Annotated in this window: 19 protein-coding genes and 3 pseudogenes; 18 read left to right on the top strand and 4 right to left on the bottom strand. The window is 31.4% G+C overall.

Going from position 1 to position 22,901, the window contains the following annotated elements; translation table 11 throughout:
* Nucleotides 1-166: 166 nt before the first annotated feature.
* A complete protein-coding gene (gene clpB / locus NST10_RS05460; RefSeq protein ID WP_339211746.1) occupies nt 167-2,776 on the top strand; it encodes an ATP-dependent chaperone ClpB in 2,610 nt (869 codons plus the stop codon).
* 58 nt (nt 2,777-2,834) lie between these two features.
* Here the strand turns inward: clpB and NST10_RS05455 are convergent, their stop codons facing one another.
* A complete protein-coding gene (locus tag NST10_RS05455; RefSeq protein WP_001047061.1) occupies nt 2,835-3,704 on the bottom strand; it encodes a LysR family transcriptional regulator in 870 nt (289 codons plus the stop codon).
* Nucleotides 3,705-3,813: 109 nt separating this feature from the next.
* Between NST10_RS05455 and NST10_RS05450 the strand changes: the two genes are divergently transcribed.
* From NST10_RS05450 to NST10_RS05430, 5 genes are all read left to right on the top strand, one after another.
* Nucleotides 3,814-4,959 (top strand): LeuA family protein, encoded by a 1,146-nt coding sequence (locus tag NST10_RS05450; RefSeq protein WP_000619360.1) that lies wholly within the window; start codon nt 3,814-3,816, stop codon nt 4,957-4,959.
* A complete protein-coding gene (locus tag NST10_RS05445) occupies nt 4,943-5,584 on the top strand; it encodes an L-threonylcarbamoyladenylate synthase (protein ID WP_000404423.1) in 642 nt (213 codons plus the stop codon). Before NST10_RS05450 ends, NST10_RS05445 begins: the two co-directional genes overlap by 17 nt.
* Entirely contained in the window at nt 5,577-6,695 is a 1,119-nt protein-coding gene (locus NST10_RS05440; RefSeq protein ID WP_001037449.1) for an MFS transporter, read from the top strand. Before NST10_RS05445 ends, NST10_RS05440 begins: the two co-directional genes overlap by 8 nt.
* Entirely contained in the window at nt 6,679-7,194 is a 516-nt protein-coding gene (locus NST10_RS05435) for a YbhB/YbcL family Raf kinase inhibitor-like protein (protein WP_000769795.1), read from the top strand. Before NST10_RS05440 ends, NST10_RS05435 begins: the two co-directional genes overlap by 17 nt.
* A 310-nt stretch (nt 7,195-7,504) precedes the next feature.
* The gene (locus NST10_RS05430) at nt 7,505-7,939 is read left to right on the top strand and encodes an MAP domain-containing protein (protein ID WP_000769690.1); all 435 of its coding nucleotides are present in this window, start codon (nt 7,505-7,507) and stop codon (nt 7,937-7,939) included.
* A gap of 256 nt (nt 7,940-8,195) precedes the next feature.
* Here the strand turns inward: NST10_RS05430 and NST10_RS05425 are convergent, their stop codons facing one another.
* Nucleotides 8,196-8,381 carry a YjzD family protein gene (locus NST10_RS05425; protein ID WP_000682089.1) on the bottom strand — a complete coding sequence of 62 codons (186 nt, stop codon included), beginning with the start codon at nt 8,379-8,381 and terminating at the stop codon, nt 8,196-8,198.
* Between the two features lie 294 nt (nt 8,382-8,675).
* Here NST10_RS05425 and NST10_RS05420 point away from each other — a divergent pair, with 294 nt between their 5' ends.
* Nucleotides 8,676-9,617: a beta-ketoacyl-ACP synthase III gene (locus NST10_RS05420; protein ID WP_001100526.1), complete on the top strand. Its 942-nt coding sequence runs from the start codon at nt 8,676-8,678 to the stop codon at nt 9,615-9,617.
* Nucleotides 9,618-9,628: 11 nt separating this feature from the next.
* The gene (gene fabF / locus NST10_RS05415) at nt 9,629-10,873 is read left to right on the top strand and encodes a beta-ketoacyl-ACP synthase II (protein ID WP_000081181.1); all 1,245 of its coding nucleotides are present in this window, start codon (nt 9,629-9,631) and stop codon (nt 10,871-10,873) included.
* A 54-nt stretch (nt 10,874-10,927) separates the two neighbouring features.
* Here the strand turns inward: fabF and NST10_RS05410 are convergent, their stop codons facing one another.
* Nucleotides 10,928-11,299, bottom strand: coding sequence for a DUF3899 domain-containing protein (locus NST10_RS05410; RefSeq protein ID WP_000915161.1), 372 nt, complete (start codon nt 11,297-11,299; stop codon nt 10,928-10,930).
* Between the two features lie 242 nt (nt 11,300-11,541).
* Between NST10_RS05410 and opp3b the strand changes: the two genes are divergently transcribed.
* From opp3b to NST10_RS05380, 6 genes and pseudogenes are all read left to right on the top strand, one after another.
* Nucleotides 11,542-12,468 (top strand): oligopeptide ABC transporter permease, encoded by a 927-nt coding sequence (opp3b, locus tag NST10_RS05405; protein ID WP_000521533.1) that lies wholly within the window; start codon nt 11,542-11,544, stop codon nt 12,466-12,468.
* Nucleotides 12,468-13,538 (top strand): oligopeptide ABC transporter permease, encoded by a 1,071-nt coding sequence (gene opp3C, locus NST10_RS05400; RefSeq protein ID WP_000829637.1) that lies wholly within the window; start codon nt 12,468-12,470, stop codon nt 13,536-13,538. Before opp3b ends, opp3C begins: the two co-directional genes overlap by 1 nt.
* Before the next feature lie 15 nt (nt 13,539-13,553).
* On the top strand, nt 13,554-14,636 hold the full coding sequence (locus NST10_RS05395; RefSeq protein ID WP_000140043.1) for an ABC transporter ATP-binding protein: 1,083 nt from the start codon (nt 13,554-13,556) through the stop codon (nt 14,634-14,636).
* Entirely contained in the window at nt 14,626-15,567 is a 942-nt protein-coding gene (locus tag NST10_RS05390; protein WP_000786746.1) for an ATP-binding cassette domain-containing protein, read from the top strand. Before NST10_RS05395 ends, NST10_RS05390 begins: the two co-directional genes overlap by 11 nt.
* Before the next feature lie 18 nt (nt 15,568-15,585).
* Nucleotides 15,586-17,241, top strand: a complete 1,656-nt coding sequence (locus NST10_RS05385) for a peptide ABC transporter substrate-binding protein (RefSeq protein ID WP_000197096.1) — start codon at nt 15,586-15,588, stop codon at nt 17,239-17,241.
* A gap of 211 nt (nt 17,242-17,452) precedes the next feature.
* Nucleotides 17,453-17,695: pseudogene (locus tag NST10_RS05380) on the top strand (ABC transporter substrate-binding protein); the annotation flags it as partial.
* A gap of 15 nt (nt 17,696-17,710) precedes the next feature.
* On the opposite strand, the gene NST10_RS05375 reads toward NST10_RS05380, so the two are convergent.
* Complete coding sequence (locus NST10_RS05375; RefSeq protein ID WP_000121211.1) at nt 17,711-18,658, bottom strand: IS30-like element ISSau1 family transposase; 948 nt, start codon at nt 18,656-18,658, stop codon at nt 17,711-17,713.
* 99 nt (nt 18,659-18,757) lie between these two features.
* Between NST10_RS05375 and opp4A the strand changes: the two are divergent.
* From opp4A to NST10_RS05355, 4 genes and pseudogenes are all read left to right on the top strand, one after another.
* A pseudogene (gene opp4A / locus NST10_RS05370) lies at nt 18,758-20,242 on the top strand (oligopeptide ABC transporter substrate-binding protein); the annotation flags it as partial.
* A gap of 50 nt (nt 20,243-20,292) precedes the next feature.
* The gene (locus NST10_RS05365; RefSeq protein WP_001067041.1) at nt 20,293-21,279 is read left to right on the top strand and encodes an ABC transporter ATP-binding protein; all 987 of its coding nucleotides are present in this window, start codon (nt 20,293-20,295) and stop codon (nt 21,277-21,279) included.
* 2 nt (nt 21,280-21,281) lie between these two features.
* A complete protein-coding gene (locus tag NST10_RS05360) occupies nt 21,282-22,262 on the top strand; it encodes a dipeptide ABC transporter ATP-binding protein (RefSeq protein WP_000427776.1) in 981 nt (326 codons plus the stop codon).
* Nucleotides 22,255-22,845, top strand: a pseudogene (locus tag NST10_RS05355) (ABC transporter permease); the annotation flags it as partial. The gene NST10_RS05360 and the pseudogene NST10_RS05355, both read left to right, overlap by 8 nt.
* Nucleotides 22,846-22,901: the final 56 nt, after the last annotated feature.

Here is a 22,901-nt window from a genome sequence, read left to right as displayed (position 1 = left end):
CATTAGCTAGATTTTTTTAATTCAAAAAATTATTTACAAATATTAGGAAATTTAAGTGTAAAAGAGTTGATAAATGATTATATTGGGACTATAATATAATTAAGGTCAAAGAAAGTCAAAGTCAAAAGTGCAACTTGACCAACTCTACAAATTAGAGGTGAAATTAATGGATATAAATAAAATGACATATGCTGTTCAAAGTGCTTTACAACAAGCAGTTGAACTGAGTCAGCAACATAAATTACAAAATATAGAAATTGAGGCAATTTTAAGCGCTGCCTTAAATGAAAGTGAAAGCTTATATAAAAGTATTTTAGAACGAGCAAATATTGAGGTAGATCAATTAAACAAAGCTTATGAAGACGAACTAAACACGTATGCATCTGTAGAAGGTGACAATATACAATATGGTCAATATATTAGCCAACAAGCAAACCAATTGATAACTAAGGCTGAATCATACATGAAAGAATATGAAGATGAATATATTTCAATGGAGCATATTTTACGTTCGGCAATGGACATTGATCAAACAACAAAACATTATATAAATAATAAAGTAGAAGTTATCAAAGAAATTATTAAAAAAGTAAGAGGGGGAAATCACATGACATCACAAAATCCAGAAGTTAATTACGAAGCATTAGCTAAATATGGCCGCGACTTAGTAGAAGAAGTTAGACAAGGTAAAATGGATCCTGTTATAGGAAGAGATGAAGAAATTCGAAATACGATTCGTATTTTAAGTCGTAAAACTAAAAACAACCCTGTGCTCATTGGTGAACCAGGTGTTGGTAAAACTGCAATTGTTGAAGGATTAGCGCAGCGTATAGTTAAGAAAGATGTGCCAGAATCATTATTAGATAAAACTGTTTTTGAGTTAGATTTAAGCGCATTAGTAGCGGGCGCTAAATATCGTGGTGAATTTGAAGAGAGATTAAAAGCAGTCCTAAAAGAAGTTAAAGAGTCTGATGGTAGAATTATATTATTTATTGATGAAATCCATATGCTTGTAGGTGCTGGTAAAACAGATGGTGCCATGGATGCAGGCAACATGTTAAAACCAATGTTAGCACGAGGAGAGTTACATTGTATTGGTGCAACAACTTTAAATGAATATCGAGAATATATTGAAAAAGATTCGGCATTAGAGCGTCGTTTCCAAAAAGTAGCAGTTAGTGAGCCTGATGTTGAAGATACAATTTCAATTTTACGTGGTTTAAAAGAACGATATGAAGTATATCATGGTGTGCGTATTCAAGATAGAGCCTTAGTTGCTGCCGCTGAATTGTCTGATCGTTACATCACTGATCGTTTTTTACCAGATAAAGCGATTGATTTAGTTGACCAAGCATGTGCAACAATTCGTACGGAAATGGGATCAAATCCAACTGAATTGGATCAAGTTAATAGACGTGTCATGCAATTAGAAATTGAAGAAAGCGCACTTAAAAATGAATCTGACAATGCGAGCAAACAGAGATTACAAGAACTACAAGAAGAGCTTGCCAATGAAAAAGAGAAACAAGCAGCACTTCAATCTCGTGTAGAATCAGAAAAAGAAAAAATAGCAAATTTACAAGAAAAACGTGCGCAACTAGATGAAAGTAGACAAGCGTTGGAAGATGCACAAACAAATAACAATTTAGAAAAAGCAGCTGAACTACAATATGGAACAATTCCTCAATTGGAAAAAGAGCTTAGAGAATTAGAGGATAATTTCCAAGATGAGCAAGGTGAAGATTCAGATCGAATGATTCGTGAAGTTGTAACAGACGAAGAAATTGGTGATATTGTCAGCCAATGGACAGGCATACCAGTTTCAAAATTAGTTGAAACAGAACGTGAAAAATTACTTCACTTAAGTGATATCTTGCATAAACGTGTTGTAGGTCAAGATAAAGCGGTTGACCTGGTTTCAGATGCAGTAGTTAGAGCTAGAGCAGGTATTAAAGATCCAAACAGACCTATTGGTAGTTTCTTATTCCTAGGTCCAACTGGGGTAGGTAAAACTGAATTAGCTAAATCATTAGCTGCATCATTATTTGATTCTGAAAAACATATGATTCGTATTGATATGAGTGAATATATGGAAAAACATGCAGTATCAAGATTGATAGGGGCACCTCCAGGATATATTGGACATGATGAAGGGGGTCAATTAACTGAAGCGGTTCGTCGTAATCCATACTCAGTTATTTTATTAGATGAGGTTGAAAAAGCGCATACTGACGTCTTTAATGTATTATTGCAAATTTTAGATGAAGGCCGTTTAACTGATTCTAAAGGACGTAGCGTTGATTTTAAAAATACTATTATTATTATGACAAGTAATATTGGATCTCAAGTTTTACTAGAAAACGTAAAAGAGACTGGTGAAATTACAGAATCAACAGAAAAAGCTGTTATGACAAGTTTAAATGCATATTTCAAACCAGAAATTTTGAATCGTATGGATGACATCGTATTATTTAAACCTTTATCTATTGATGACATGAGTATGATTGTAGACAAAATATTAACGCAATTAAATATAAGATTACTAGAACAACGAATCTCAATTGAAGTTTCTGATGATGCTAAAGCTTGGCTAGGTCAAGAGGCTTATGAACCTCAATACGGTGCAAGACCATTAAAACGTTTTGTACAACGCCAAATTGAAACACCATTAGCACGTATGATGATTAAAGAGGGATTCCCAGAAGGTACAACTATTAAAGTTAATTTAAATTCAGACAATAACTTAACGTTTAATGTTGAAAAAATTCATGAATAAAATTGAACCAAGAATGTGATGATTAATCGCATTCTTGGTTTTTTAGATTTGAAATTTATTATAATTGTTCATTGGCAATATACTTTTTAAATGATTTAATAAACGCCAATATTTCTGGATTTTCTTTTTTGCTGTATATATATGTAAATGAAATAGGTGCTTGTAAAATTTTCGTGTTAATAACCGAAATATTGTAATTACTATTTTTTGTTATATAAATAGGCAGGAATGATATACCTTGATTCATTTCGATTAATTTAATTGAAGTATGCACATCATTGATAGATAGAAATTGTGCTTTTTCATAAATATTTAAAATATTATTTTTAAGTGATGACCAATATTCTGGATGGTTATCACTTATTATTTTGTATTTTTCAAATAAAGATGCCTCAGTTAGAAGATGATTATTCTCTTTATTGGGAGCAATCAATACAATTTTACCTTCGCATACTTTTTCAGAATGAACTTCTCTTAGTTTAGGTTGATTTCTGCTAATCCCGATGTCATACGTATGATTATTAATATCTTTTTCAATATTTTCATTTTTGACATGGAGAGAAACATCGATAAACGGATGCTCGTTAAAGAAAGATTTTAAAAATTTGGGCATAATGAATGTCGCGATATATGAAGACACGACAACATTTAATTTCGATTGAAACATCGTCTTTTTAAGTTGGATATGTTTGATGCCACTTTCATATTGTTCAATAAAACTTTGCGCAATTGGAAGAAATGTATGACCATCTTCAGTCAAGATAATTTGATTTTTATAAGTTTCAAATAGTTTCACATTGAGATGCTGTTCTAAATTTTTAATTTGCTTATGTATAGAAGGTATAGTGAGATTAATTTCTTCACTAGCTAATCGATAGTTTAACGTCTTCGCTAAAATGACAAATGTATAGTACCAATCCAAATTCATGAACTTACCTCTTTCAAAAAAGTTAATAATTCATTAGATAATATTTAATTTTTATTGCATAAAAATAATATTAATATTATATCAGAGGTTATCGAGGGGGTGAAGTAATATGATTCGAATTCAAGATAATACAATAAGGGATGGTATGCAACAAAGTAATGTTCGAAAAAGTCTAATTATAAAAAAAGAAGTATTGAAACAAATTAACAAGTTAAATATAAATTCTGTTGAAGTAGGCATGTGTACAACTATCGAGGATGAATTTAATATTCATCAATTCAGAGACATTTTAAGTCCTGAAAAAGAATTAGTAGTATTGACTAGGCTTAATGAAAAAGAAATAAAAAAAATAGTCAAATTAAAAATTCATAATTTAGTGGTAAAAATACTATTGCCAATATCTGACTTGCATATAAAAGAAAAGCTTAATTTTTCAAATAAATATTATATTCAGAAAATCAAAGACTGCTTGGATATATTAAAGAAAGATAAAAAAGGAGTAGATATTTGTTTTGAAGATGCAACAAGGACTTCTAGAGAAAAATTGAAAGAATACATGGAAATTATTTCAAAATATCAAGTTAGAACAGTTACATTTGCGGACACTGTAGGATGTTCGACACCATTAGAATACGGAGATATTTTTAATTACTTTGTAAAAAAATATTCTAACATAATTTTTTCTGCTCATTGTCATAACGATCTAGGGTTGGCTACTGCAAATACATTAGCTGCAATTTTAAATGGTGCGAAGCAAATAGAAACTACATTTTTGGGAATTGGTGAGAGAGCGGGTAATGCTCCTATTGAGGAAATAATTACTATTTTGACAAAAAAACAAATAGAAAGTACGGAATTCACTTTACCCGACGTATATAAAACTAGTATTAATATTTCTAAAATTCTCGATTTTCAAATATCAGAAAACAAACCTATAATTGGTGAAAATATATTTAAACATGAATCAGGAATTCATCAAGATGGTACTAAAAAAAATATAAATATGTATCAATATTTAGTTCCTAGTGATTTAGGATTGAAAAATTCACAAGTTGTTCAGTTTCCAATAAGTAATATTTCTAGTAAGAAAATCTTGCACAATAAATTTAAATCAATAGTTAACACTGAAGAAATTGATGAAAATATTTCTTTTTATAAACTTGTGAACAAGTTTTCACCTGAAGTAGCACCTGAAGATACAGTGGATTTACTTCAGATAATAAAAAGGAGGAGTAAAGATGGAAATTTTAAATGATTCTGTAAAAAGTTTTGAAAAACTTTATTTACAATTACAAGATGGTTTTCCAGTGATTGTTCCTACTGATACTAATTATAATTTATGTAGTTTACCAAACAACGATCTTTGTATCGATAAAATATTTGAATATAAAAAGCGATCGAAAGATAAGCCATTATCATTATTTATTGATAAGCCAGAGGATTGGAAATTGTATGGAGATAATCAAAATACGGAAATAGTTGATAAACTAGTTGAAATATTTTGGCCTGGACCATTAAATATTATTTTAAAAAATAAAACAAGCTATAATTATATGCTCAATAATTCAGATAGTATAGCTATAGGATGTGTACAAAATAAAACGATGAGAAGGTTTATTTCATATATTAATTCACCTATAGCAATTACTTCAGCAAATATCTCTGGAACTGCCAATGATATTTTAATAACTGAAAATGAAGCGATTAAGCACATGGGTGAAAATGTAAGATATATGCTAAGAAGTCAAAATAAAACTAACTATAAAACGTCTAGTACGATTATTAAAGTGACAGATAATAAAATTGAATTATTAAGAGAAGGAGATATAAAGTTTGAAGAAATAAAAGAAAGACTAGGTACAGGTATTATTTATGAATAAGTTAATACTTGGGATTTATTTATACCGAATTTTTTCACGAGCGTACTTTTATTTACCTTTTTTATTAATTTACTTTTTGGTTCAAGGTTATTCCATAATACAATTAGAAATATTAATGGCGTCTTATGGCATTGCAGCATTTTTATTCTCTCTATACAAAGAGAAGTGTTTTAAAATTTGTAACTTAAAAGATTCTAATAAATTAGTTGTTAGTGAAATATTCAAAATCATCGGTTTATTGTTGTTATTATATCAAAATCAATATTTAATTTTAGTAGTGGCACAAATATTATTAGGGTTAAGTTACTCAATGATGACGGGTGTTGATACAGCAATAATTAAAAGAAATATAACAAATGAGAAATACGTACAAAATAAGTCAAATAGCTACATGTTCCTATCATTATTAATTTCAGGGATTATAGGTAGTTATCTTTATGGAATAAATATTAAATGGCCTATAATAATGACTGGTATATTTTCAATTCTAACAATTATAATTATTCGCTGCACATTAGTTGAAAATAGGGAATTAAATTTAATAGGAGAAACAAAGGGAAAGATAAAGAAATTTCTACCGGAAGAGAAGTTTTGGATATTGCATTATTCTTTTTTAAGAGCGTTAATATTAGGATTTTTTATAGGATTTATTCCAATTAATATATATAATGATTTAAAACTGAATAATTTACAATTTATTTCAGTATTAACTTGCTACACAGTTATGGGTTATTTATCTTCACGTTATTTAACCAAATACTTGAACTATAAGTTTGTGTCAGAAATTTGTTTAGTAATATTTTTAATAATATATACATATCAAAGTTTCATAGCAGTTACTATTTCTATGATATTTTTAGGTATTTCTTCAGGGTTAACTCGTCCACAAACTATAAATAAACTTTCTAGCAGTAGTAACTTAAGAGTGATGCTTAATTATGCAGAAACGTTATATTTTATTTTTAATATCGCATTTTTACTTATGGGTGGTTACTTATATACAATAGGAACTATTCAATACTTAATATTATTTATTGCATTATTAATTTTTATATATTTAATAATAATATTTTATTTTACAAGGAGAGAGCAACATGAAACTAAAAACTGAATTTAAAGGGAACAATATACCATATGAATACGCAGCAGGTGCAGATGTGAGTGATTCTATTAACGGGAATCCAATTAAATCATTTCCATTTGAAGTAACTGAATTACCGGAAGGGACTAAATATCTTGCTTGGTCTTTAATTGACTATGATGCAATCCCAGTATGTGGCTTTGCTTGGATTCATTGGAGTGTAGCTAATGTAAGTGTTAGTGGCAATTCAATTTCTATTAAAGCAGATTTATCAAGAACAAAGGGCGACTATGTACAAGGTAAAAATAGCTTCACTAGTGGTTTGTTAGCTGAAGATTTTTCAGAAATAGAAAATCACTATGTAGGACCAACACCACCTGATAAAGATCATCAATATGAATTAACAGTTTATGCGTTAGATCATTCTTTAAATTTGAAGAATGGGTTCTACTTGAATGAATTTTTAAAAGAAGTAAATCAACATAAAATAGATCAAACAAGTATTAACCTTATAGGAAGAAAAATTTAATATTAAATATCTCATCAATATAAAATTGTTCAATTAAAAGTACGAAGAAACAAGGGATTTAATTTATATATTAGGTACGGCGTTCGCTATAATGCAATGAAGTAATTAAATTTAAGAAATGTAAACTTAGTTATTGTAATGTGAATTTATTTGAAAAAATAGAAAGTATTAACAATTATAGCTTTTACATTAATTAAAATTTATTTTTAAAAACAAGTAAACAATTTACATACTTATAATTTTTGAAACTTTTAGATTTGTGTTATATTGATTTTGTAAGATACTTTAACTCACAAAGGAGAGAGATTATATGAAATTAAAATCATTTATAACTGTAACTTTGGCACTGGGCATGATCGCAACGACTGGCGCTACTGTGGCAAGTAATGAGGTATCTGCAGCAGAAAAGGACAAACTACCGGCAACTCAAAAAGCTAAAGAAATGCAAAATGTTCCATATACAATTGCAGTAGATGGCATTATGGCTTTCAATCAATCTTACTTAAATTTACCAAAAGATAGCCAATTATCATATTTAGATTTAGGGAATAAAGTTAAAGCTTTATTATATGATGAACGTGGTGTTACACCTGAGAAGATTCGAAATGCAAAATCTGCCGTTTACACGATTACTTGGAAAGATGGCAGTAAAAAAGAAGTGGATTTAAAGAAAGATAGTTATACAGCAAACTTGTTTGATTCAAATTCAATTAAGCAAATTGATATTAATGTAAAAACTAAATAAACACTTAAAATTATCAAATTCAACATGAAGCATTTAATTTTACAGTGATGATTATAATATAATTGCCTTGATACAAAGATTACTCGTAAATGACATCTTTGTATTAAGGCTTTTTCTAAATTTAAAAGTGATGGGTTAGAGGTCATTGAGTTTTAAAATATTCCAAATACAAAACATTAATGGCCAAAAATAAAAGCCGCCTTTATCTGGGCAGCTTCAATAATAAGAAAGACATATTTCATTTTATACTAAATAGTTATTGTGATGAATCTTTCGGCGGTTTAATTACTGCAGCGAAAATTGCTGTGAAAATCGTGAACAATACTGCCATGATAATTGGATTCACTACATTTAAGCTGTCTCCACCTACTAGGCTATTAAGTACAAAGTTAACCATTTGCATTAATAATAATGCCCAAAAGAATGTTACGAGGTGTTTCATGTCATTCTACCTCCACTTTAATTATATATATTTTATTTTAAGTGAAAGTTAGAAATTTGTATAGTAACATCTCATATATTTTGACCATATTATACAGTTTAAATAAATGATTTTATCTGAATGGCTATTCTAAATTAAGCGCATTAAAATCAATTTCATACTGAAATTTGACGATAATAAAGCATTAAAATTTTATTAACTAGTCAATATTCCTACCTCTGACTTGAGTTTAAAAAGTAATCTATGTTAAATTAATACCTGGTATTAAAAATTTTATTAAGAAGGTGTTCAACTATGAACGTGGGTATTAAAGGTTTTGGTGCATATGCACCAGAAAAGATTATTGACAATGCCTATTTTGAGCAATTTTTAGATACATCTGATGAATGGATTTCTAAGATGACTGGAATTAAAGAAAGACATTGGGCAGATGACGATCAAGATACTTCAGATTTAGCATATGAAGCAAGTGTAAAAGCAATCGCTGACGCTGGTATTCAGCCCGAAGATATAGATATGATAATTGTTGCCACAGCAACTGGAGATATGCCATTTCCAACTGTCGCAAATATGTTACAAGAACGTTTAGGGACGGGCAAAGTTGCCTCTATGGATCAACTTGCAGCATGTTCTGGATTTATGTATTCAATGATTACAGCTAAACAATATGTTCAATCTGGAGATTATCATAATATTTTAGTTGTCGGTGCAGATAAATTATCTAAAATAACAGATTTAACTGACCGTTCTACTGCAGTTCTATTTGGAGATGGTGCAGGTGCGGTTATCATCGGTGAAGTTTCAGAAGGCAGAGGTATTATAAGTTATGAAATGGGTTCTGATGGCACAGGTGGTAAACATTTATATTTAGATAAAGATACTGGTAAACTGAAAATGAATGGTCGAGAAGTATTTAAATTTGCTGTTAGAATTATGGGTGATGCATCAACACGTGTAGTTGAAAAAGCGAATTTAACATCAGATGATATAGATTTATTTATTCCTCATCAAGCTAATATTAGAATTATGGAATCAGCTAGAGAACGCTTAGGTATTTCAAAAGACAAAATGAGTGTTTCTGTAAATAAATATGGAAATACTTCAGCTGCGTCAATACCTTTAAGTATCGATCAAGAATTAAAAAATGGTAAACTCAAAGATGATGATACAATTGTTCTTGTCGGATTCGGTGGCGGCCTAACTTGGGGCGCAATGACAATAAAATGGGGAAAATAGGAGGATAACGAATGAGTCAAAATATAAGAGTAGTTATTACAGGTATGGGAGCCCTTTCTCCAATCGGTAATGATGTCAAAACAACATGGGAGAATGCTCTAAAAGGCGTAAATGGTATCGATAAAATTACACGTATCGATACTGAACCTTATAGCGTTCACTTAGCAGGAGAACTTAAAAACTTTAATATTGAAGATCATATCGACAAAAAAGAAGCGCGTCGTATGGATAGATTTACTCAATATGCAATTGTAGCAGCTAGAGAGGCTGTTAAAGATGCGCAATTAGATATCAATGAAAATACTGCAGATCGAATCGGTGTATGGATTGGTTCTGGTATCGGTGGAATGGAAACATTTGAAATTGCACATAAACAATTAATGGATAAAGGCCCAAGACGTGTGAGTCCATTTTTCGTACCAATGTTAATTCCTGATATGGCAACTGGACAAGTATCAATTGACTTAGGTGCAAAAGGACCAAATGGTGCAACAGTTACAGCATGTGCAACAGGTACTAACTCTATCGGTGAAGCATTTAAAATTGTGCAACGCGGTGATGCAGATGCAATGATTACTGGCGGTACGGAAGCTCCAATTACTCATATGGCAATTGCAGGTTTCAGTGCAAGTCGAGCGCTTTCTACAAATGATGACATTGAAACAGCATGTCGTCCATTCCAAGAAGGTAGAGACGGTTTTGTTATGGGTGAAGGTGCTGGTATTTTAGTAATCGAATCGTTAGAATCAGCACAAGCTCGAGGTGCAAATATTTATGCTGAGATAGTTGGCTATGGTACTACAGGTGATGCTTATCATATTACAGCGCCAGCTCCAGAAGGTGAAGGCGGTTCTAGAGCAATGCAAGCAGCTATGGATGATGCTGGTATTGAACCTAAAGATGTACAATACTTAAATGCCCATGGTACAAGTACTCCTGTTGGTGACTTAAATGAAGTTAAAGCTATTAAAAATACATTTGGTGAAGCAGCTAAACACTTAAAAGTTAGCTCAACAAAATCAATGACTGGTCACTTACTTGGTGCAACAGGTGGAATTGAAGCAATCTTCTCAGCGCTTTCAATTAAAGACTCTAAAGTCGCACCTACAATTCATGCGGTAACACCAGACCCAGAATGTGATTTGGATATTGTTCCAAATGAAGCGCAAGACCTTGATATTACTTATGCAATGAGTAATAGCTTAGGATTCGGTGGACATAACGCAGTATTAGTATTCAAGAAATTTGAAGCATAATTATAAAAATCTTCAGTAACGTTGTTTTAGTTACTGAAGATTTTTTCTGTTTCTTTATACTAAGATGAGCGACAGCACAATCGTCATAATAAAATATAAAATATTTATTAATAATAAGGGTATTATCCATGTAGAAACAAAGTAATGCTCTTTTTTTACCTCTTGTGGGTTGAAAAATGGATCATCAGAGATAGACTTCTTCTTTTTCGAAGATGACATTTGATACTTTAATCTTCTAAAACCATAACTTGTCGCATCAAAAATGCCTTCTTGTACAAGTAAAATCAAAAAAATGCTAATAAAAATAATTAATGAAACATAAAACAATATATTTAAATATGTAATGATAGTATGGCTATTAAAAACCCATATAATAAACGTTAGCATTGGGGTTATTAGTGCCATTCCAAGCCATTTTTTCAACATTTGATCACTCCCACTTATAGAAAACTCTTACGCATAGTTTACATTAAAATGAGACATTGAGGAATGATTTTTTAATTTCTTCAGCTTTATTGAAATTCTAAAATCAATCATTCTTCATTAGTTTAAAGCAAAAAAATATTGATATATAGTAAATATTGTATATATAATATTAGTTAAGATTTCAGAAAATTTTGAAGGGAATGGAAATTTAGAAATCGGAATTTGTTAGAGGAGGGGATTAGATGGGGAAATATATTTTTAAACGATTTATTTATATGCTTATTTCTTTATTTATTATTATTACAATTACATTTTTCTTAATGAAATTAATGCCAGGTTCACCATTTAACGATGCTAAATTAAATGCTGAACAAAAAGAAATTTTAAATGAAAAATATGGATTAAATGATCCTGTAGCAACGCAGTATTTACATTATTTAAAAAATGTTGTTACAGGGGATTTTGGTAATTCATTCCAATATCATAATCAACCTGTGTGGGATTTGATTAAACCGAGACTATTACCTTCTTTTGAAATGGGTCTTACAGCAATGTTCATCGGTGTGATACTGGGTCTTATTTTAGGTGTTGCAGCAGCTACTAAACAAAATTCTTGGGTTGATTATACAACTACAGTTATTTCAGTTATTGCAGTATCTGTACCATCTTTTGTACTTGCTGTACTTTTACAATACGTATTTGCAGTTAAATTAAGATGGTTCCCAGTAGCTGGATGGGAAGGTTTTTCGACCGCGGTATTACCGTCACTTGCATTATCTGCAGCTGTTTTAGCAACTGTCGCCAGATACATAAGAGCAGAGATGATAGAGGTATTAAGTTCAGACTACATTTTATTAGCGAGAGCTAAAGGTAATTCGACAATGCGTGTACTTTTTGGACATGCACTTAGAAATGCTTTAATTCCAATTATTACAATTATCGTTCCCATGTTAGCAAGTATTTTAACAGGCACTTTAACAATTGAAAATATTTTTGGAGTTCCTGGATTAGGGGATCAATTCGTACGTTCAATTACAACAAATGATTTCTCAGTAATCATGGCAATCACACTATTATTTAGCACACTGTTTATCGTTTCTATTTTTATTGTAGATATTTTGTACGGTGTGATAGATCCACGAATTCGTGTTCAAGGAGGTAAAAAATAATGGCTGAAAATAAAAACAATTTGTCGATTAACGACGATCATTCTAATGCAGCTATGACGCATACCTCTGACGCTATCGCATCATCTGATTTTATTATTAGAGAATTAGATTTGAATCAGGAACCTGAAATGCAACGAGAAAGCAAAAACTTTTGGCAAGATGCTTGGGCTCAGTTAAAACGAAATAAGTTAGCTGTTGTCGGTATGATAGGTTTAATTATCATTGTAATATTTGCTTTTATCGGTCCAGTTATAAATAAACATGATTATGCTGAACAAAATGTACAACATAGAAATCTTCCGGCAAAAATACCTTTATTAGACAAAGTTCCATTTTTACCTTTTGATGGTAAAGATGCAGATGGCAAGGATGCTTATAAAGCAGCAAATGCTAAAGAAAATTATTGGTTTGGTACTGATCAGTTGGGTCGAGATTTATGGACAAGAACATGGAAAGGTGCTCAAATTTCATTGTTTATCGGTGTTGTTGCAGCGATGTTAGATATTTTTATTGGCGTTGTATATGGTGCGATTTCTGGATTCTTCGGTGGACGTGTCGATACGATTATGCAACGTATACTTGAAGTCATAGCATCTATTCCGAATTTAATTGTCGTAATTTTATTTGTATTAATTTTTGAACCATCCATTTGGACAATTATATTGGCTATGTCTATCACAGGCTGGTTAGGCATGAGCAGAGTTGTACGTGGAGAATTTTTAAAATTGAAAAATCAAGAGTTTGTCATGGCTTCGAAAACATTGGGGGCTTCTAAATTCAAATTGATATTTAAGCATATTTTACCTAATACGTTAGGTGCTATCGTGGTTACATCAATGTTTACAGTACCTAGTGCTATTTTCTTCGAAGCATTTTTAAGTTTCATTGGTATAGGTGTACCCGCACCTCAAACATCGTTAGGGTCATTAGTAAATGATGGGCGCGCAATGTTATTAATTTATCCACATGAATTATTTATACCAGCAATGATTTTAAGTTTATTAATTCTATTCTTTTACTTATTTAGTGATGGATTACGTGATGCATTTGATCCGAAAATGCGTAAATAAAAGGGGGCATAGCATATGACTGAAAGAATATTAGAACTAAATGATTTGCATGTTTCCTTTGATATTACAGCAGGGGAAGTGCAGGCAGTGAGAGGTGTAGATTTTTATTTAAACAAAGGGGAAACATTGGCAATTGTTGGTGAATCAGGTTCAGGTAAATCTGTGACAACAAAAGCAATTACAAAATTATTCCAAGGGGACACAGGAAGAATTAAAAAGGGAGAAATTTTATTTTTAGGGGAAGATTTAGCAAAAAAACCTGAAAATGAGTTAATTAAATTACGTGGAAAAGATATTTCAATGATCTTTCAAGATCCAATGACATCTTTAAACCCAACGATGCAAATTGGTAAACAAGTCATGGAACCATTAATTAAGCACAAAAATTATAGTAAAGCACAAGCTAAAAAGCTCGCATTGGAAATACTAAATCTTGTAGGATTACCAAATGCAGAAAAAAGATTTAAAGCATATCCACATCAATTTTCAGGTGGACAAAGGCAAAGAATTGTTATTGCAACCGCATTAGCTTGTGAACCTAAAGTGCTGATTGCTGATGAACCAACGACTGCATTAGACGTAACGATGCAGGCACAAATTTTAGATTTAATGAAAGAACTACAACAAAAAATCGATACAGCAATTATTTTTATAACGCATGATTTAGGGGTTGTTGCGAATATTGCTGATAGAGTGGCAGTTATGTATGGTGGTCAAATGGTTGAAACAGGAGATGTTAACGAAATATTTTATGATCCAAAGCATCCATATACATGGGGATTATTATCGTCAATGCCTGATCTATCAACAACAAATGACACACCATTACTAGCGATTCCTGGAGCGCCACCTGATTTATTACACCCACCTAAAGGTGATGCATTTGCGAGACGTAGTCAATATGCATTAGATATTGATTTTAAAGTAGAACCGCCGTGGTTTAAAGTTTCACCGACACATTTTGTGAAATCTTGGTTATTAGACGCACGTGCACCAAAAGTTGAACTACCCGAGCTGGTAAAACAACGTATGAAACCGATGCCTAATAATTATGAAAAACCACTCAAGGTAGAAAGGGTGTCGTTCAATGAAAAATGATGAAGTGCTATTATCTATTAAAAATTTAAAGCAATATTTTAACGCAGGAAAGAAAAACGAAGTGAGAGCGATTGAAAATATTTCGTTTGAAATATACAAAGGAGAAACATTAGGTTTAGTAGGAGAATCGGGGTGTGGTAAATCTACAACTGGTAAATCAATTATCAAACTTAATGATATTACAAGTGGAGAAATTTTGTATGAGGGTATTGATATACAAAAGATTCGTAAACGTAAAGATTTGCTTAAATTTAATAAAAAGATACAGATGATTTTTCAAGACCCATATGCGTCTTTAAATCCTAGGTTAAAAGTAATGGATATAGTAGCTGAAGGTATTGATATCCATCATTTAGCAACTGATAAGCGTGACCGTAAAAAACGTGTCTATGATTTACTTGAAACTGTTGGATTAAGTAAAGAACATGCCAATCGTTATCCTCATGAATTTTCAGGTGGACAACGCCAACGTATTGGAATTGCCCGTGCATTAGCCGTTGAACCAGAATTTATTATAGCAGATGAACCTATTTCAGCATTGGATGTTTCAATTCAAGCTCAAGTAGTCAATTTGTTATTAAAATTACAGCGTGAAAAAGGTATTACATTCCTATTTATTGCACATGATTTATCGATGGTGAAGTATATCTCTGATCGAATTGCAGTCATGCATTTTGGGAAAATTGTAGAAATCGGACCAGCAGACGATATTTATCAATATCCATTACATGATTATACTAAGTCTTTATTGTCGGCAATTCCTCAACCGGATCCTGAATCGGAACGTAGTCGTAAACGATTTAGTTATATTGATGATGAAGCAAATAATCATTTAAGACAATTACATGAAATAAGACCACAGCATTTTGTCTTTAGTACTGAAGAAGAAGCGGCACGACTACGAAAAAATTTGTTGGTAACACAAGATTAAGGGGAAGGGAGAAATGAAATGACAAGAAAGTTAAAAACGCTGATTTTAATATTTGTTGCCACAATTGCATTAAGTGGTTGTGCTAATGATGATGGTATTTATTCAGATAAAGGTCAAGTATTCAGAAAAATTTTGTCAGCAGACTTAACATCACTTGATACATCATTAATTACGGATGAAATATCTTCTGAAGTGACTGCGCAAACATTCGAAGGTTTATATACATTAGGAAAAGGTGACAAACCGGTGTTAGGTGTTGCGAAAGCTTTTCCTGAAAAGAGTAAAGATGGGAAAACTTTAAAGGTTAAATTAAGAAGCGATGCTAAATGGAGCAATGGTGACAAAGTGACTGCACAAGACTTTGTTTATGCTTGGAGAAAAACAGTTGACCCTAAAACTGGTTCTGAATTTGCATACATTATGGGGGACATTAAAAATGCGAGTGATATTAGTACTGGTAAGAAACCTGTAGAGCAATTAGGTATCAAAGCATTAGATGATGAAACATTACAAATTGATTTAGAAAAGCCGGTACCATACATTAATCAATTATTAGCACTTAATACATTTGCACCTCAAAATGAAAAAGTTGCCAAAAAATATGGTAAAAATTATGGTACGGCAGCTGATAGAGCGGTATACAATGGTCCATTTAAAGTTGATGATTGGAAACAAGAAGATAAAACGTTACTATCTAAAAATCAGTATTATTGGGATAAAAAGAAAGTAAAATTAGATAAAGTGAATTATAAAGTTATTAAAGACTTACAAGCAGGTGCATCATTGTATGATACTGAATCTGTAGATGACGCAGTTATTACAGCAGATCAAGTAAATAAATATAAAGATAATAAAGGATTAAACTTTGTGTTAACGACTGGGACATTTTTTGTAAAAATGAATGAAAAACAATATCCTGATTTTAAAAACAAAAATTTAAGACTGGCTATCGCACAAGCAATAGATAAAAAAGGATACGTTGATTCAGTGAAAAACAATGGTTCAATTCCTTCCGATACACTAACAGCCAAAGGCATTGCGAAAGCACCTAATGGCAAAGATTATGCGAGTACCATGAATTCACCTCTAAAATATAATCCTAAAGAAGCAAGAGCGCACTGGGACAAAGCTAAAAAAGAGTTAGGTAAAAATGAATTGTCATTTTCGATGAACACAGAAGATACACCAGATGCAAAAATATCTGCTGAATACATCAAATCACAAGTTGAGAAAAATTTACCAGGAGTTACTTTGAAAATTAAGCAATTGCCGTTTAAACAAAGAGTATCACTAGAACTGAGTAACAATTTTGAAGCATCACTTAGTGGTTGGTCTGCAGATTACCCTGATCCTATGGCTTATTTAGAAACAATGACCACAGGTAGCGCACAAAATAATACAGACTGGGGTAATAAAGAATACGATCAATTACTTAAAGTAGCGAGAACCAAATTGGCACTTCAACCGAACGAACGATATGAAAACTTGAAAAAAGCAGAAGAAATGTTCCTAGGAGATGCACCGGTAGCACCAATTTATCAAAAAGGTGTTGCACATTTAACAAATCCTCAAGTAAAAGGATTGATTTACCATAAATTTGGTCCAAATAACTCACTTAAACATGTATATATTGATAAATCGATAGATAAAGAAACAGGTAAGAAGAAAAAATAATTTGCTTTGTAAATTAGACTGGAGATATATCTCCAGTCTTTTTGTGTTGCAGAAAAACTTTGGGAATAAAAAATTAAAATAAGTCGTTTTTTAAATTACTGAAATTGATTAAATGCATAAATGACTGAATATTCTAAAAATAAACTTGTAATAATTTTTTCTATGAGTAAACTAAAAAGAAAATATTAGATTGAAAGTAGGAGGCATATGTATGGGGAAGCTTATTAAATATATTTCAATACTTCTTATTGTCGTTTTAGTGTTGAGCGCTTGCGGAAAAAGCAGTAATAAAGATGAAGGAGTAAAAGATGCTACTAAAACAGAAGCGTCAAAACATAAAGGTGGTACTCTAAATGTAGCGTTAACAGCACCGCCAAGTGGTGTTTATTCTTCGTTATTAAATAGTACACATGCGGATGCTGTAGTTGAAGGATATTTTAATGAAAACTTATTAACAATTGTTGATTTGTCAATTTAAGTGCAACAGTTCATCACATAAAACTTCATAAGGAAACTTCCAATTTAAACACTTTCTTGGTCGATAATTAATTGAGTCTAATGCATAGTTAAGTTGCTCTTGATTTACTTTAGCTAAGTCTGTTTTCTTAGGGAAAAATTCTCTTAGTAAACCATTGGTATTTTCATTTGTACCTCTTTGCCATGCGGAATATGGATCAGCGAAGTAGACATTAATATTAAATTGGTTTTCAATATTTTGATAACAAGAGAACTCTTTCCCTCTATCGACAGTAATAGTTTTAACGGCACCTTTAGGTAGATGTTTGATAAGGTTATTAATTGCCGTCTCCATAGAATTAGAGGAACGATCAGGCATAAGTACACAATAATAATAACGTGATTTTCTTTCTGCGAAAGTAGCAATGCACCCTTTACTTTTGCCTCTGCTGGATACAATTGTGTCAGCTTCCCAATGACCGAATGTATTACGTTTCTTTATTTCCTTAGGACGTTGTGAAATAGGACGGCCAATATTAAACTTACCTCTAGTTTCTTTAGGTTTCTGTCTTTTTCCTTTTTGACGAAGGCATGAAATAAGTTCGAAATTAATCATATTAGAGTTAATCCATCGATAGATGGTTTTAAAACAGATTTGGTTTTGTAATAGACGACCTACGATTTGTTCAGGAGACCAGTGGCATTTTAAATAATATTTAATGATATTACCAAGTTCTGGAGTAAATCGAGTAGGACGACCACAAAGTTTTCTTTTGGTTTCATAATTTTTTTGAGCTGTTTCAGCTTGATATGACTGATTTAAATTATTCCTACTAATTTCACGTGAGATAGTAGATACAGATCGTTTTAATTTACGTGCAATAGATCTTAAAGAATAATTTTCTTGACGTAAAACCTCTATACGTGCGCGTTCAGTTAGTGTAAGATGGTTATAGCTCATGTTGGCACTCCTTGTATGTGTTTTTGTGGTTATTAACATCTTACAACAAAGTGCCAATTATGGGCATTTTTTATGAATTTTTATAGGTGTTGCACTTAATATTACAATCCGTCAATTGATAAAAAAATACATCCTAAAGCATATATTGCTTCATGGAAGGATATCGAGCCGGCTAAGAAAATAGAATTTAAAATTAAAAAAGGTATTAAATGGCATGATGGTAATGAATTGAAAATTGATGATTGGATTTATTCAATTGAAGTCTTAGCTAACAAGGATTACGAAGGTGCTTATTATCCAAGTGTAGAAAATATCCAAGGTGCAAAAGATTATCATGAAGGAAAAGCTGATCATATTAACGGATTGAAGAAAATAGATGACTACACAATGCAGGTTACATTTGATAAAAAGCAAGAAAATTACTTAACAGGATTTATTACTGGACCTTTATTAAGTAAAAAATATTTATCAGATGTACCAATTAAAGATTTAGCGAAATCAGATAAAATCCGAAAATATCCTATTGGTATTGGACCATATAAAGTTAAGAAAATCGTCCCAGGTGAGGCTGTTCAACTTGTTAAATTTGATGATTATTGGCAAGGTAAGCCTGCATTAGATAAAATCAATTTAAAAGTTATTGATCAAGCTCAAATTATTAAGGCAATGGAAAAAGGCGATATTGATGTTACGAATGATGCTACCGGTGCAATGGCAAAAGATGCTAAGTCATCTAATGCTGGTCTCAAGGTATTATCTGCGCCAAGCTTAGACTACGGTTTAATAGGATTCGTATCTCATGATTACGATAAAAAAGCTAATAAAACTGGTAAAGTGAGACCAAAATATGAAGACAAAGAATTACGTAAAGCAATGCTTTATGCAATTGATAGAGAAAAATGGATCAAAGCATTTTTCAATGGTTACGCTAGTGAAATAAATAGTTTTGTACCATCAATGCATTGGATAGCAGCTGATCCTAAGGAACTAAACGATTATAAATATGATCCTGAAAAAGCTAAAAAAATCTTAGATAAGTTAGGTTATAAAGATCGAGATGGTGACGGATTTAGAGAAGATCCTAAAGGTAATAAATTTGAGATTAACTTTAAACATTATTCAGGTTCAAATCCTACTTTTGAACCAAGAACTGCTGCGATAAAAGATTTCTGGGAAAAAGTTGGCTTGAAAACAAATGTGAAGTTAGTAGAATTCGGTAAATATAATGAAGACTTAGCAAATGCATCAAAAGATATGGAAGTGTACTTCAGATCATGGGCAGGTGGTACAGATCCAGACCCATCAGATTTATACCACACTGATAGACCTCAAAATGAAATGAGAACAGTTTTACCAAAATCAGATCAATATTTAGATGATGCATTAGACTTCGATAAAGTAGGCATTGATGAAAAGAAACGTAAAGATATTTATGTTAAATGGCAAAAATATATGAATGATGAGTTACCTGGATTACCAATGTTCCAAGGTAAATCGATAACTATAGTTAATGATAAAGTACGAAACTTAGACATTGAAATTGGAACTGATCAAAGTTTATATAATTTAACTAAAGAAGCTTAGTAATGTAACCTCGACGATTTTGTCGAGGTTTACTTATATGGGGGGATGTTATGAATAATGTATTGTTAGAGGTTAAAGATTTAGAAACATCATTAAAAATAAATAATGAATGGTTAGCAACTGTTGAAAATATTTCTTTTGAATTATCTAAAGGAGAAGTTTTGGGTATAGTAGGGGAATCTGGTTGCGGTAAGTCCATATTAAGTAAGTCAATTATTAAATTATTACCAGAAAAGATATCTAAACTAAGTAATGGAGAAGTTATATTTGATGGTAAACGAATCGATACGCTCAATGAGAAGCAATTGCTAGATATTCGAGGAAATGATATTGCTATGATTTTTCAAGAACCTATGACTGCTTTAAATCCGGTATTTACTATAAAAAATCAACTTGTGGAATCTATAAAATCACATAAAAAAATTTCTAAAAAAGAAGCAAATAACTTAGCAAAAGATTTACTAAAAAAAGTTGGAATTGCAAGACAAGATGAAATATTAAATAGCTATCCCCATCAATTATCTGGTGGTATGAGGCAAAGAGTAATGATTGCAATGGCCATTTCATGTTCTCCCAAATTATTAATTGCTGATGAACCTACAACTGCTTTGGATGTCACGATTCAAGCGCAAATATTAGACTTATTAAAAGAATTGCAAAAGGAAACGCAAATGGCAATTATGATGATTACACATGATTTGAGTGTGGTTGCTGAATTTTGCGATAAAGTTTTGGTTATGTATGCAGGTCAAATTGTAGAATTTGGAGGCATAAAAGAAATACTACACAATCCGAAACATCCTTATACCCAAAAATTATTATCTACAATTCCAAAACTTAAAGAAGAGCAGAAACGACTTGAAACAATAGAAGGAATTGTGCCATCAATCCAAGCATTTCACGTTAATAAGTGCAGATTTGCAAATAGATGTAACAAAAAACTGGATATTTGTAATAATCAATCTCCTAAAATGCATGTTTGTGAAGACGTCATTGTACGGTGTCATTTATACCAAAATGAATATAAGGAGATATAAGAATGGAAAATATTTTAGAAGTAAATCAAGTAAAAAAATACTACAAAATTAAAACTGGATTATTACAAAAAACTCAGTACGTTAAAGCTGTTGATGACGTATCGTTTTCAATAAAAAAAGGACAAACTTTTGGATTGGTAGGCGAATCAGGTTGTGGTAAGTCAACGTTAGGTAAAGTGATTATCAGACTTGAAGATGCAACTTCAGGCTCAATAATTGTTAATGGTGAAGATATAACAAGATTACAAGGTAAAAAACTGAGAAAATCACGACAACAATATCAGATGATATTTCAAGATCCGTATGCATCATTGAATCCGATGCAAATGGTTGGAGATATCATTTCAGAACCTATTTTAAATTATAAAAAATTGCCAAAAGAAGAAATAAAAAAAGAAGTTCTATATTTATTAAAATGTGTTGGTCTAAGTGAAGATGCATATTATAAATATGCACATGAATTTTCAGGTGGACAGAGACAAAGAGTGGGAATTGCAAGAGCATTGGCTTTGCGTCCGAGTTTAATTGTTGCTGATGAGCCTGTAAGTGCATTAGATGTATCTGTTCAATCTCAAGTACTGAATTTATTAAAAGATTTACAAGAACAATTTAACTTAAGCTATTTATTTATCGCACATGATTTAAGTGTAGTAAAACATATAAGTGATGTCATTGGAGTTATGTATTTAGGTCATATAGTTGAAATCGCATCTGATAAAGAAATTTATGAAAATCCCAAACATCCTTATACAAAAGCGTTGATTTCATCAATACCACAAATTGATAAGCTAAATAAAAATAGAATTATATTAAAGGGAGAATTACCTTCGCCAAGTAATCCGCCACAAGGTTGTCCTTTCCATACTAGATGTCCAATTGCTCAAGATATGTGCAAAAAAAGTATGCCAGAATTAAAGGACATTGGTAACGAACATCAAGTCGCTTGTTTCTACGTAGATAAAGTAGGTGATTTAAATGATTAAATTAATACTTAAAAGATTAGGGTTAATGATCCCGTTACTAATTTTAATTTCAATAGTTGTATTTTCATTAGCAATCATACAACCAGGAGATCCATTTTCAGATCTACAAAACGGTAAAATAAAACAAGAAGCAATAAATGCACAAAGGGAAAAATTAGGTCTCAACGACTCAATACCACATCAATACATTAGATGGGTCAATCATGTTATACACGGTGATTTAGGGGAGTCAATCAAATATAAAAGGCCGGTAATTGATGTTATTGAGGAAAGAATTCCAAATACAATATTACTCGGTGCTATGTCATTAATTATTACTTATATTATCTCATTTGCTTTAGGAATAACGTCAGGTAGATATTCTTACAGTTTGACGGATTATACTGTGCAAATATTTAATTATTTGATGTTAGCCATTCCATCTTTTATTGCGGGAGTATTTGCAATTTTTATTTTTTCTTTTGAATTACAATGGTTCCCGTTTCAAGGTTCTGTTGATATTAACCTTAAAGAAGGTACTTTTGAATATTATATGAGTAAAATATATCACACATTTTTACCTGCATTCACTTTAGGTTTACTGGGTAATTTGATTTCTGATATTACTTATGGATTTATAGATCCAAGAATTAGAAGTAA

The organism is Staphylococcus sp. FSL W8-0305, from assembly GCF_037966415.1.
GTDB lineage: Bacteria > Bacillota > Bacilli > Staphylococcales > Staphylococcaceae > Staphylococcus > Staphylococcus aureus.
Note: the sequence above shows the minus strand (reverse complement) of the source record. Positions and strands in the feature narration are given on the sequence as shown.